This window comes from Paraburkholderia fungorum (assembly GCF_046027215.1).
Lineage (GTDB): Bacteria > Pseudomonadota > Gammaproteobacteria > Burkholderiales > Burkholderiaceae > Paraburkholderia > Paraburkholderia fungorum_D.
The window spans coordinates 1,283,384-1,297,431 of sequence record NZ_JAQQEN010000001.1; the positions used below are offsets into that span (position 1 = coordinate 1,283,384).

General features: G+C 57.3%; 4 protein-coding genes. All 4 read left to right on the forward strand.

Features of this window, described 5'->3' with window-relative positions; all coding sequences use genetic code 11:
• Positions 1 to 145 precede the first annotated feature (145 nt).
• The 4 genes from PQR27_RS05785 (at position 146) to PQR27_RS05800 (ending at position 14,016) form a co-directional block, all read left to right on the forward strand.
• Positions 146 to 1,582 (forward strand): aldehyde dehydrogenase family protein, encoded by a 1,437-nt coding sequence (locus PQR27_RS05785; RefSeq protein ID WP_408522760.1) that lies wholly within the window; start codon positions 146 to 148, stop codon positions 1,580 to 1,582.
• 589 nt (positions 1,583 to 2,171) lie between these two features.
• Entirely contained in the window at positions 2,172 to 5,513 is a 3,342-nt protein-coding gene (locus tag PQR27_RS05790) for a Tc toxin subunit A (RefSeq protein WP_408522761.1), read from the forward strand.
• A gap of 30 nt (positions 5,514 to 5,543) precedes the next feature.
• Complete coding sequence (locus tag PQR27_RS05795) at positions 5,544 to 9,494, forward strand: Tc toxin subunit A-related protein (RefSeq protein ID WP_408522762.1); 3,951 nt, start codon at positions 5,544 to 5,546, stop codon at positions 9,492 to 9,494.
• Between the two features lie 127 nt (positions 9,495 to 9,621).
• Entirely contained in the window at positions 9,622 to 14,016 is a 4,395-nt protein-coding gene (locus PQR27_RS05800; protein WP_408522763.1) for a SpvB/TcaC N-terminal domain-containing protein, read from the forward strand.
• Positions 14,017 to 14,048 lie beyond the last annotated feature (32 nt).

Here is a 14,048-nt window from a genome sequence, read left to right on the forward strand (position 1 = left end):
CGGAGTCTGAGCCAAAGCTGCGTAGCGATGAATTTCGATTTGAAGACATTCAGATTGAGTGGCGTCGATGTAAAGCGTTCGATGCCGCTGCGGGTGCCATTCCGGCCCACGGTCTGAGCCAACCATTCATGTAAAGGACAAGCCCATGCAACACGCCAGGCAGTTTTATATCGACGGCCAATGGGTCGATCCGCAAGACCCGACCAACGCCGTCGCGCTGGACGTGATCGATCCGTCCACCGCCACCGCCTTCGCGCAGATTTCTCTCGGCAGCGCCGCCGATGTGGATCTTGCCGTGGCGGCCGCAAAACGCGCGTTCGCTACCTACAGCGAAACCACGATCGCGCAGCGTATCGACCTGCTACAAGCGATTCTCGACGTCTACCGTAAGCGCTATGACGACATGGTGCATGCGATCAGCCGCGAGATGGGCGCGCCGCTGCAATACGCGAACGACGCGCAGGCATGGACCGGCGTCGCGCATCTGGAAACGATGATCCGCACGCTCGACACCTTCGAGTTCGAGTACGTGAAGAGCAGCATTCTGATCCGCAAGGAGGCGGTCGGCGTGTGTGGCCTGATCACGCCGTGGAACTGGCCGGCCTTGCAGATCACGACCAAGGTGGCACCGGCGCTCGCGGCCGGCTGCACGATGGTGCTCAAGCCCTCGGAGCTGGCGCCCTTGAGCGGGATCATCTTCGCCGAGATTCTCGACGAAGCGGGCGTGCCGGCCGGCGTATTCAATCTCGTGAACGGCGAGGGCCGCACGGTGGGCGAGGCGATGTCGCGTCATCCGGATATCGACATGATGTCGTTCACCGGTTCGACGCGGGCGGGCGTGCAGGTTGCCAAGGCATCGGCGGACACGGTCAAGCGTGTGCACCAGGAACTGGGCGGTAAATCGGCCAATCTGATTCTCGAGGACGCCGATCTGCAGCAGGCGGTGATGCGCGGCGCGCGTGCGTGCTTCGACAACAGCGGTCAGTCGTGCGATGCGCCGACGCGCATGTTCGTGCCGCGCGCACGCGAAGCCGAAGCACTGGCGTATGCGAAGGAAGCGGCTGAAGCGCTGGTCGTCGGCGCCGCGGATGCGAAGGGCACCGATCTCGGGCCGGTGATCAGCGAACAGCAGTTCGACAAGATCCAGCATCTGATCGCACGCGGCATCGAAGAGGGTGCCACGCTGGTGGCCGGCGGCCCCGGTCGTCCGGAAGGTTTGAAGAACGGCTACTTCGTGCGGCCTACCGTGTTCGGCAAGGTCACGCCGGACATGACGATCGCGCGGGAAGAAATCTTCGGACCGGTCCTGTCGATTCTCGCCTACGACACCGAAGACGAAGCAATTGCCATGGCCAACGACAGCCTCTATGGTCTCGCGGGCTATGTGCAGTCCGGTTCGATCGAACATGCGCACGCAGTGGCGAAGCGGCTGCGCACCGGCACGATCTACCTGAACTACGCGGACTACAACCCGGACGCGCCGTTCGGCGGTTTCAAGCAATCGGGCAATGGCCGTGAATACGGCGAGTTCGGTCTCGAGGACTTTCTGGAGATCAAGGGCGTGGTGGGTTACGCAGATTAAACCCACAGTTGGCGGCGACCCGCCGACTGTAGGGATGGCGCTTGCCGTGCAACCTTGACGTGCAAGCGCGTTGGCGATTTCTTATATTCGACCAAAACAGGTGATCGCTCCACTCAGCGAGCTATTCCACTGGTCGCGTGCTAATCCGGTGCGCTGGCAGCGCCGGTCCTTTCGGGCATGCCGTTGATGACGGTCATGCCATCTTCCGCCCATTCAACAGCAAAACGTGCTCCCTGAAGCTTTTGCGGAGAGGCGCGCCAATATGAGGGGCGACGCCCCGCTTTTCTCTCCGGACGGCGTACGCGCTGCGACAAATAATCATTGTGTGTCGCCCAAATACATTATGCGGATGAAAAATTTGTCATGTGACGATCACGTTCTTGTTATCAGGTTAAACCTAGCATAAAGACTCAACGTCCGCGCTGAGTAACCGCATGGATATTGAAGCTGGAGACTGCGATTGCGGTTCGCTTCGAACTATGCAGTGCATAGTGAGATGTGGATCTGTGTAGTCGAAGGAGTCGGGCTGAAGAATTATTTTCGGCTTTAAATGTGTGGTTATGCTAATTAAATAATCTGGAAACATCTTATGGAAAGCCTGTCGAAGTGTTTGATTAGACTGCAACAGATCGATGACAAGGATTCAGTGCAAAGTGCATTGGTTGGCCGCGGGTATCGAAGCATCTTTGACATCTCTGCGCGCTCCAGTACAGCCTTTGCCGATTCAATCGCAGATGTCGTTCCCGGGCACGCCGAGGCGATTTACGCGGCTGCAGCGCAGATGACGTCTAGCGTGACGAGAATTTATCGTGCGCTGCAAGCTCGCGGCGAGCCTCGACTCCAGTCGATCCCGAAGATGGGAGTCAACGCGCAATCCGCGACACTGCTTCAGGGCATGGTGCGCTCACTGGGCGGCGATACCAGTTACCCGGATCTGTTCCCGGAGCGCGCACCCGCTTATGCGGATGCTGCGTCAATCCAGTCACTGTTCTCGCCGGGAAAATATCTGACCGAACTCTATGCGATTGCTCGGGGTTTGCATGCGCCAAATTCTGCACAGCCACCGGCCCCTGGCAACTCGCCGTTGAACATTGATTCGCGGCGTCCGGATATCGGTCTGCTCGCACTGAGCGAACAGAACATGAACGAGGAAATCGCAACGCTTGACCTGTTGCTGGAAGTACTCGACGCCGGGATTGCGGCCAACGGCGCTACCTTGGCCGACTTGGAAACCACCTATTTTCCAATGTCTTTGCCTTACAGTGATAACAGGATCCGCATTGAGAGCGCGCTCGCTGAAAGAAACACGTCGCTTGATCAGGTCTGGAGCGTTCTGAACGACGAGATGTCTGCCGCGTTCAGTAACGGGGACCCGCCGCCTGCCGTGGCTCTTCAGCCTGTCGACCCCGCTCAGTCGGCTCCGACACCGCAAGGCAGTCAGTTTCAGCTTAAAGCCATCGATGCCGCAACTCCGGATTTTCTTTATTCGGCAGACCATGTCTCTAATCCCAGTCACACACAGGGATGGCATCTCAACATTGGCAAGGGGGGCGGCGGCCCTGCCATAGCCAGCTTCCAGTTTGCCCTGGATAGCGCAGGCGCCACATATATGCAATTAATGTCGGCGGAGGGTCCGGCTGCCAATCAGTATTTGCGGAACGACAACGATCAGGATAGCGGTGCGTCCGGTTCATACGCACTTTTGATGTCCGATCCGAACGGCAATTTCAATTCGTCGATTCACGAACCGCTGTACTACGACCGGCTGCCTGACGGCCCTTTCATTCACTTGTACAACGCGCGCACCGGGCTGTATCTCGGAGAAGGTACTAGCGGCAGCGATCCCAACAATCTCCCACATCCCGTTTTTGTGGATTGCGCACAGTCGGACGCACTGACGTTTGCTGTCTACGATACTACAAGCGGCGACGCCATCGACATCGGCGATCTCTGGACACGACCGGACCCGGCCACACGTGAGCAACTGGATCTTCCGCCGGCGACTTATGCGTTACTGACGGGGGCACCTGCCACCGCGTCGACAATACAGGATCACTATAAGCTCGCGTCCGCAAACATTGAAACGGAGTTGCGCAGTGCGGACGTATTTGGAGGAAAGCTGGGACTGGACTTTAACGACTTCCTGTCATTGACCGCTCAGAACGACTACAAAACTGCGACGGCTAGCGATATCAGCCGGTTCGCAGACACGATGTCGGCCAATCCGACTACCTTGGTCAAGGTTTCGGTCTATGGGCAGACCTATGTGTCCAACTCGGGATCGTCGACCGTTGCCCCGCTGCTGATTGAGTATGACACCAGTTCGCCGCCCGGCACGGTAACGAATCTGACGTCGGCCAACGCAGTCGCCATCGCGGACCGCGCGGAGCGTCTCGCTCGTCTCGCACGGCAAACGGCGTTGCCGTTTTACCAACTCGACTGGATCGTCTGGAATGTGAACGGTACTGCACGTACGGGTCTGCCTGCCGATGGTCCTTCGCTGAACGAGCCGGTGCTCGATGCGGTTGCCCAATACGTTCGATTGAACCGCAAGTATGGTCTTCAGGCCGACCCGTTCGCCTGCCTGATCGGCAGCATCAATACCTATGCAGAGCTGGGTGAACGCAGTTTCCATCAGCAGGTTTTCTCTCGCCCGGACACGGATAACACGGCGTTGGCGATCGGCGCCACGCTGAATTTCGATCCAACGGATTCGAAAAGGACTGGTCAGCAGAATGCGGATATTGCAGTGGTGTGCGGCGCTCTTGGCGTCGATGCGGACACTTTGTATCAGATGGCCCAACTGGCCTTCATGAGCGGCGCGACGACGACGCTGAACGCAGTGGTCATGAATGCCGCACGCTACGCGCAGCTATACCGGCTGGCGTTGATCCCGCGACTATGCGGGCTCAGTGTCTCCGACGTATTCGCACTTTGGAATCTGCTGGATATGCCGAATGCGCTGGCGAAAAAGGTCGCAGGCGCCGCCACGCTGGATACGCTGCGAATACTTGAACGCACCGAGATTGTCACCCAATGGATGGCGAGCAATGCCCTTGATGTGCAGTCGCTCACCGGAATGCTGTCGGCAAGCTATAGCGAAACGGCTAGCGCTGACATCTTCAACTATCTGGACAACATTTACCATTCGTTGAGCGAGTACAACGGGAAAACCACCGCGACCGCGCCTGACCTGCGGGGCAAGCTGTGCAAGTACATCGCCGGCCAGTTTCACCTGAAAGCCAACGTGATGGACAAGCTGGTCACGTGGCTGGATCTTTATTTTGTTAGTACGGCGTCCACGGGTTATGGAATCGACGACTTCTGGACAGATACCTGTGCGGTCTTCAGCACAACCGGTGCAAATCTCGACGTCCTGCAGAGCAGGACTGATCTCGTGCGCTATTGCCACGCTCAAGGGCAATACGCGCTGATCGCGCAGTGGGGTGGTTTGACGGAGCTGGATCTCGCGCTATTGGTCGATACACCTGCGTTTCTGCTTAACGATGCTCCGGCGCAGCCTCCGTTTCCGTCGCTCAGGCTGCTTCTTACGCTGTCGCGGCTCAAAGAATGGCAATTGCGTGTCGCCATCGCACCCGGCGAAGCGATGCGGTATTTCAGTGCAGCCAATGCGTCGCCGCCGCCCGCCCAGGCGGACATCCTCGCACTGCTGGCTACGGCCAACGGCTGGGATGAGTCTGCTGCGGTTCAGGCGTCGAATGATCTCTTTGGCGACGGCAAGTATCCCGTCAACTTCGAACAGGTATTTTCACTGGCAACGTGGATGCGTATTGGCAAGCAACTCAATGTCGGCGTCAGCACGCTGGAAGACTTGCTGAACATGTCGCAGCAGAACCCCGAAGCCGAAGGCCCGGCCCTGATTCAACGAACCGCTGACAGCGTCTTTTCCGGCGCGTTGACCGCAGCCTGATTGCAGCGAAACCGATAAGGAGTATCACGCATGTCAAACCAGACTTTGCTTGCCCGAATCAAGGAAGCTCGCCGCGATGCAATCGTCGAGTACTATATTGCCAACTGCGTGCCGGACACGCTGATCGATAACCAAACCGTGTCACTGCAGGGCCGGATCAGGACACCCGACGACCTGTATGAATATCTATTGCTGGACACGCAAATCTCTGATGACGTTACCACCGCCCGTGTTGCTGAAGCAATTTCCAGTACGCAGTTGTATATCAATCGATGCATGGAGGGAATGGAACCCGACGTCGCTCAAGGTGCCGGGAGCGGCATGGCAGAGGCATGGAAGCCGGACGGGTTTCTGTTCAACTGGGATGTGTACAACAAGCGCTACTCCACATGGGCCGGCAAGGAGCAGTTGCTGTATTACGCCGCCGACTATATCGAGCCGGAACTGCGCTATGGGAAAACCCAGTTGTTTGCGGAACTTGAGCAGACGTTGGAGCAGGGGCAGATTGATTCAGACAGGATCTACGACGCGTTCACGGATTACCTGCTCGAATATGAGGATCTGACCGATATCAAGACCATTACTGCCTACAAGATCGGTACAACGGTCGATGACCCGTCGGTGATTACCGATTCAGCACAGAATACTTTTTATTACATTGGCTATCAGGCGGTCACCTCAAAATACTACTGGCGCAGTTCGGATTTCAGCAAAAGCAACGGAGTGACGGACGATAGCTGGCAGACTCGCACGGATGCATGGACCGAATGGCAGGAGATTACTTGCGGTGTGGTCGCACTCAATAATCATGTGGCGCCGTATTTTTTTGCGGGTAGTTTATACGCGATCTGGCTTTCCAGGGAGCAGTCGGGCACGGCCACGGACACCAATGCGCCGATATATTCGTACTACGTCAATCGTGCGGTGAGGCGGCAGAATGCATCGTGGAGTGTCTTACCGCGGCTGCCGTGGCTCGAAGGCGCCACGATTGTTCCAGCCAGGATATGGGCGTATGTTGATGTAGCTGAGGGCCTCGTCTATGGGCTGGTGTCGGATAGTGCGAAGAACTGGTACACATTGAAATTGGGCGAACCGTCATACGATGGCTTTGCTCTCTGGGATGACTCATGGTCTGAATATTACGTTTGCGGCGACGTAATAGGCGACACTCCCAACTCGCGAGCCGCGAGAGTTGATCCTGCTTCCCTTTCGATACCCCTGAACACGAAGTTCGAAGTGGGCGAACTGGTCGAGGTAACGCTGACCAGCGTGAGTGGCGTCACTATCTACGGGACGGCCGTCAATAAGAATTCTTCTGCTCGAACGCTTTACATCGGACTTGGTCTGAATTATATCGTTGATGATATAAGTTCAAGTTACGATCTTCCGGCGAATTCTGAGGCTGTACAGATACAGGTGCCTTGCATTGACGAGAGCATTGGATTTGTCGGTAACAGGATAATCTTCGATACTGAAAATGAAGATGGGATGCGCAGCCAGGTTGATCTGACCTTCAAATACGAGACTGTTGCGGTCAACTCGTATTTTAAGATTGCTTCAGATAGTCTGGAATTTCTTCCTACGGAGGACTCAACTGCAGCATGGTCCTACCGGATAACGACGCACTCCGGCCATTTTTTCCCGTTGGCATTCGCCGAATCCCCTTCGACACTACTAAGCTACGCAACCCAGACGGATACCACCATCGAGGGCGGCACAGCAATCGATTTCAACGGTGCCTACGGCCTGTACTTCTGGGAGATCTTCTTCCACATCCCATTCCTGATCGGCAACCGTCTGCTCACCGAGCAAAGCTTTGATGAAGCCGAAACCGCGTTCAAATACCTGTTCAACCCGGCAGGCTACCGCGATGCCAACGGCGCGCTGGAAACGGTCGATGACGGCTCGGGCGGTAAGGCCGTGCGCTACTGGAACGTGGTGCCGTTGCAGACGGACACGGCATGGAATGGCGACATGCCGGTGACTGTCGATCCTGATGTGATCGCGATGGCCGATCCCATGCAGTACAAACTGGCGGTCTTCCTGCATTTCATCAACCTGCTCATTCAGGAGGGCGACGCGCTTTACCGTCAACTCGAGCGCGATACGCTGGCCGAAGCCAAGATGTGTTACGTGCGTGCGCAACAGTTGCTTGGCCCGGACCCGGTCATCAAACTGGACACGAGCTGGCAGGCCCCCACTGTGGCCCATGAGGCCGACCTGTTCGACACGCTACCTACATCCGGCGAGACCGTCTCGCTAGCCATGATGCTGCGCGACGTCGTGCGGGGTGCGGACGCTGATTTCTTGCCGCCATACAACCAGGTATTGAAGACGTATTCGGACACACTGGACGTGCGGCTATACAACCTGCGGCACAACCTGAGCATAGATGGTCAGCCATTGTCGCTGCCGTTGTACGCGGAGCCGGTCTCGCCGCGAGAACTGCAGCAGCAGGCGGCCGCCGGTAACGACGCCAATGCCGCAGGTTCGCTGGGCTCCGGGCTCGCGACAGAGTACCGCTTTACCGTGCTTCTCGATAAGGCGCGCTCGCTGGCAAACAGCGTGACGCAGTTTGGCAGCACCCTGTTGAGCGTGCTCGAACGGCGCGACTCGGAGGAAATGACGCTGCTTGTGCAATCACAACAGATTCAGGTCTTCACCCAGACCGTGGATATCCAGAACACGAATATTCTCGCGCTGCAGGCCTCCCTGGATGCCACGAAGAAGGCCCGCGACGGCGCGCAAATCAGATACACGCTCTATAGCGGGCTCGCAGCCGACTGGATTTCCGATGCCGAGCAGACGTCGATGAATATGCGCACGGCGGGCGCCTCGCTGATCGCGTCCGCGGCGCCATTCCTGATGGCCGGAGCGGGACTGGCCATGACGCCCAACATCTTCGGACTGGCCGGCGGCGGATCGAGATGGGGCGCCGTGGCAACCGCGACCGGTGTCACGATGCTGATTGCCGGCGAAGTCGAGGAAATCCAGGCCGCGCGCATCGACATCAGCGAACAATATCGCCGCCGCCAGCAGGAGTGGCAACTTCAAAGCGATCTGGCGAGCAAAGATCTTGAGCAGTTCGACGACCAGATCCAGTCGATGACAGAACAACTGAACATGGCCCAGAAGCAGCTGGCGCTGGTGGAGATGCAACAGGCGCAACAGCAGGCGGTGTACGACATGCAGTGCACCCGTTTCACCGGGCAGGAGTTGTACAACTGGATGACGGGGCGTCTGTCGTCGCTGTACTACCAACTGTACGACACCTCGGTTTCGTTGTGTCTGGCTACGAAGAACGCACTAACTCGTGAAATTGCCGCCGGGAAACTGGCTACTTCCTTCACGGCGCCTATCTGGAACAACCTGTACCAGGGGTTGCTGGCCGGTGAAGGGTTGCTGCTGGAGCTCCAGAAACTGGAGAACGCCTGGTTGACGAATAATACTCGTGGGCTGGAAGTGCAGAAAACGGTTTCCCTCGATACGCGAATCCAGTCGTCAGATTCGAATGCAAGTTTTAAAGCGAATCTGAACAAGGCGCTGACAACGGACGCCGGAACTACGGTGACCACTGGCGCGATTTCGATGAAGCTCGACAGCACCACGAAACAGCTCGCCATTACGCTGGATATCGCCAGTCTTGCGCTCGACAAGGCATACGGACAGAACGGCAAGACCAGCCGCTTCAAGAACATCGGTGTGACTTTGCCTGCGTTGCTTGGACCATACCAGGATATTGAGGCCACGCTAACGCTGGGCAACACGACGGTGGCGCTATCGCGCGGTCTCCAGGATTCTGGCCTGTTCGTCGTGGATTTCAATGATCCCCGGTATTTGCCGTTTGAGTGCGAGCCCGCCACGAGTGGAACCCTGGGTCTGGTCGTGTTCGACGCTGACGCGGCGGGAGCGCAACGCGCACTCGCCGAAAGTCTGAACGACGTGGTTTATCACCTGCGATACACGCTCAAGGACGCCTGAAGAGCATGTCGCTCGTCCCGGGGTTTTGGCCCATCGACCACTTTCATTGATTATGAAAATTTCTACTCAGTCACCGGCTGCGATTACGGAACCCTCTTTGCCCAAGGGCGGAGGCGCGATACAGGGTGTGAGCGCCACGCTGGGGCAAGTCGGTCCCACGGGCATGGCGTCGATGAATCTGCCGTTACCGGTTTCTAGCGGGCGTGGCTACGCGCCTTCTATAACGTTGAATTACAGCAGCGGCGCCGGCAATGGCCCGTTCGGAATCGGGTGGGCACTCAATCAGTTTTCCATTTCACGCCGCACCAGTCACGGTGTGCCGCGCTACGGCAGTGGCGATCAGTTCGTTGGCCCGGACGGCGAAGTGCTGGAGCCCGAAAGGGATGATGGCGGTAGGGTCATCACCACCTCGGTATCTGAATACAATTCAGTCAAGCTTGACGAATCGTATGCGGTAACGCGCCATTATCCACGTATAGAAGGCAGTTTCGATCGCATCGAACAGTGGGTGGGCGCGACGCCGGGTAACACGTTCTGGATGATCCACGCTGCGGACGGCCAATTGCATTGTTTGGGCAAGACGGCCACCGCGCGGATTGCCGATCCCGCGGCACCTGATCACATTGCTGCCTGGTTATCCGAAGAGTCGATGTCGGCAACGGGGCATCACATCTACTATCGCTACCGGGCAGAGGACGGAGCCGGTATCGACATGAGCGGCAGTGAAGCGCTGCGCGACCATGAGACGAACCGATATCTAGTCGAGATCAGCTACGGCAACGTTACACCCTCTACCGATCTCTTTCTGTTCGGAGGTACCGCGCCGGAGCATCAGGCCTGGCTCTTCTCTCTCGTGTTTGACTACGGCGAGCGAGGTATGGATTCGGCCGCACCGCCTCCTTATTATCCGAGTACAGGCAAAACGTGGTCGGCGCGTATGGATGCATTTTCCCGCTATGACTACGGCTTTGAATTGCGCAATCACCGCTTGTGCCATCAGATCCTGATGTTTCATCACTTTCCCGAAGAGCTAGGCGAACCCGATACGCTGGTCGCTCGATTGCTGCTGGAGTACGACGACAATCCCGTACTCACGCGCCTGCTGGGCGGGCAACAGTTCGCTTATGAACCGGATGGAGCGGTTCAACAGTTGCCACCAGTCGAATTTCAATACACGTCTTTCGAGTTTTCACCAGACGCAGAGCAATGGCAGGCATTCGACCACTTCTCCGGCTTGAACGACGGTCATCCCTATCAGATGGTTGATCTGTACGGGGAGGGCATTGCTGGCGTGCTTTATCGTACGGACAATCTGTGGTTCTACCGTGCGCCGATGCGCGATGGCGAGGTCGGCGGCGATTGCGTGAGCTACGGCAGTTGGCAGCGGTTGCCGTTTATCCCTGCCATGCAGTCGGAGCAGATGCAGCTAATGGATGTCAATGGCGACGGCAAGCTCGACTGGCTCGTGACGCAGCCTGGACTAGCCGGGTTCTTTACCTTGAACCCAGACGGCGAGTGGTCCGGCTTCACACCGTTCAGCGCGCTGCCGGTTGAGTTTTTTCACCCGCAGGCCGAACTCGTCAACCTGGTCGGCGCAGGAATGAGCGACCTGGCATTAATCGGCCCCAGAAGCGTCCGGCTATATGCGAACCAGCGAAGCGGCTTCGCCGCCGGCGTTGATATTGGTCAGAGCGATGACCTGCCCATTGCCCGCAGGGACGCACGCGAGTTGGTCGCATTCAGTGACATGCTGGGATCCGGACAACAGCATCTGGTGCGCATCCGGCATGACGGCGTGACCGTGTGGCCAAACCTCGGGCGCGGACAATTCGGCACGCCGTTCCAATTGGCGTCGTTCAGCTTCGATGAGGGCAGCTTCGATCCGGAGCGAATCTATCTGGCGGATCTGGATGGTTCGGGTACTGCGGATATGATTTATGTCGATAGCGACCAGATTCATATCTATTTCAATCAGGCCGGCAACGCCCTGGATGGGCCACACGACTTGCCTCTTCCCGCGGATATCCATTTCGATCGTCTGTGTCAGTTGAGCGTGGCCGATGTGCAAGGCATAGGCATGGCGAGTCTTGTCCTCACCCGACCATATCTGACCACGCAGCACTGGTGCTACAACTTGGCCGGCGCCAAACCATACTTGCTGAACAACATCAACAGCAATATGGGAGCGCATACGGAAGTGACGTATCGCAGCTCGGCGCAGGAATGGTTGGACCAGAAAAAGGAATGCGCTTCGTCTGGCGGCGCAGCGGTCAGTCAACTTCCTTTTCCCGTTCACCTGGTCTGTACCTCGACAAATACAGACGAGATCACCGGTAATGTACTGAGTCAGAGCTATCGGTATCGCGGCGGCGTTTACGACGGTTGTGAGCAGGAGTTTCGTGGATTTGGCTATGTTGAGGCACAGGATACAAATAAGGATGCCTCATCGACGGGTATCGGCATTGCGTTTTCTTCGCCCTTGCAAAACAGGCGCTGGTACCACACCGGACGCGAAGAAGACGAGACCCGCCTCTACGGTCAGCCCTATCAGGACAGCGATGCCTATACGGTCAATCCCACGCTTCTTACCCAGTTTGATTCGGGCACTCAGTCAGATGTTACGTTGAACAATCCCGACGAAGCGACCCGGTTCTGGCTGTACCGCGCGCTTAAGGGTTCAGCTTTGCGCCATGAGGTATATGGACTCGACGATGACCCGAATGCCTCGGTGCCATATAACGTTGAAACATTCCGGTACCGGGTACGGCAGGTTCAGGCACTAGCTTCAAATCCAGCGGCCGTGGCTTTGCCTACAGCCCTCGAACAGACCGGTTACAGCTATGAACGAATCTCGGTCGATCCGAGAGTCAGCCAGCAGGTGACGTTCACACTCGACCAGTTCGGTGCGCCGCTATGGAGTGTCGGCATTGACTATCCGCGTCGCGCGCAGCCGGCGAGCTCGCCGTACCCGAACGCCTTGCCTGCAAAAAGTTGGGACAGTTCGTATGACGGGGAGCAACAGGTGCTGCGCCTGACCGAGCAACGCGCCAGCGTGTGGCATTTGACCGACCCGCAGCAATGGAGACTTGGTCTGCCAAAAGAACAGCGTGTGAACCGACTGACCTACGATGCCAGTCAGGTGCCGTCTAACGGTTTGAACTATGAGAGCCTCACTAACGGAGGTCTGTTGGGTGATTCGCAAGCCCGTGTCTATGGCGGTCAGAACATAACCGTTTACCAGACAACGGATGGTACGCCAGACTTTCTGGCATTGGTGGATCACAGCGAGACGGCCGAGCTGGACAATACCTGCATTGCCGCTTACGACGGTATTCTGGATTCGGGTACGCTGAGCTCCATGCTTGAATCTGCTGGCTATACGTCGAGCGCCACCGTGCTGCCCGTATCCGGCGCGGTTGAGGATCCGGTATGGGTGGTTAAGCATGGCTTTACTACGTATTCCGATATGAGCGGATTCTATTGTCCGCTTACGCAACAGAAGACCGTGCTTACCGGTGCATCGATAACGAGCTACGACAGCCATTACTGTGCGGTAACGTCGATAGCGGATGCCATAGGCAATACGACCACTTTCGCATACGACTATCGCTTTCTGCAGCCAGTTAGCGTTGTCGACATCAATGCCAATCATCATGAGGTGCAAATCGACGCGCTTGGACGGACCGTCGCCAGCACATTCTACGGTACGGAAAATTCGAGGCATGTGGGTTTCGGAACGATAGCCGATAACCCCGTGCCCACCGACCTGACGGTTTCTCGTGCAATTGCCGAGGCCGGCGCATCTCCTCAGTGGGTTGCCAGTATTTACGCCTATGATCCTTTTGGCTGGATGGGGCAGATTTCGTTGGCGGATCTCGGCGTACAAAACGCAACGGCGCAGAAACATTGGCGGAAATTGCTGGCGTTGCGATTCATTGACGGGCAAGGCCATATCCGTGCGGCGGGGCGTCGATGGGCGCAGGAAAAGTCCTCTCGTCCAGATCTGCCGAAAGCAGTCAGCAATGCTCTGGCCGCCGCAGTGCAGATGCCCGTCAACAGCGCGATGCTGGTCGCGGACCGCTACCCTGGTGACGCGGCCCAGAAAATCCGCGTCGCCGTCATCCATGTCGACGGATTCGGGCGCCCGCTACAAAGCGCTACCAAAGCCGTGGAGGGACTCGCCTGGCAGCTAGGTGACGATGGCGAGATTGTGGTCGATGCTGATGGCAAACCCGTTGAAGTCAGCGCAGATCCCCGCTGGGCTATATCGGGACGCGTCGAGTATGACAACAAGGGCCAACCGGTTCGCAGCTATCAGCCTTACTTTATCAATGCCTGGCAGTACGTAGTCGATAGCTCCATGCGGACTTGCGGCTACGCGGACACTCACTATTACGACGCGACGGGCCGGGAAATACGGGTTCAGACTGCCTTAAACTATCTGCGCCGCCAGAGCTATTACCCGTGGTTCAGCGTTAGCGAGGATGAGAACGATACGCATGACGAACCAAGCATGGCCTGATGGCCGATATCCAACCAAGTCTTCGCCCGCCG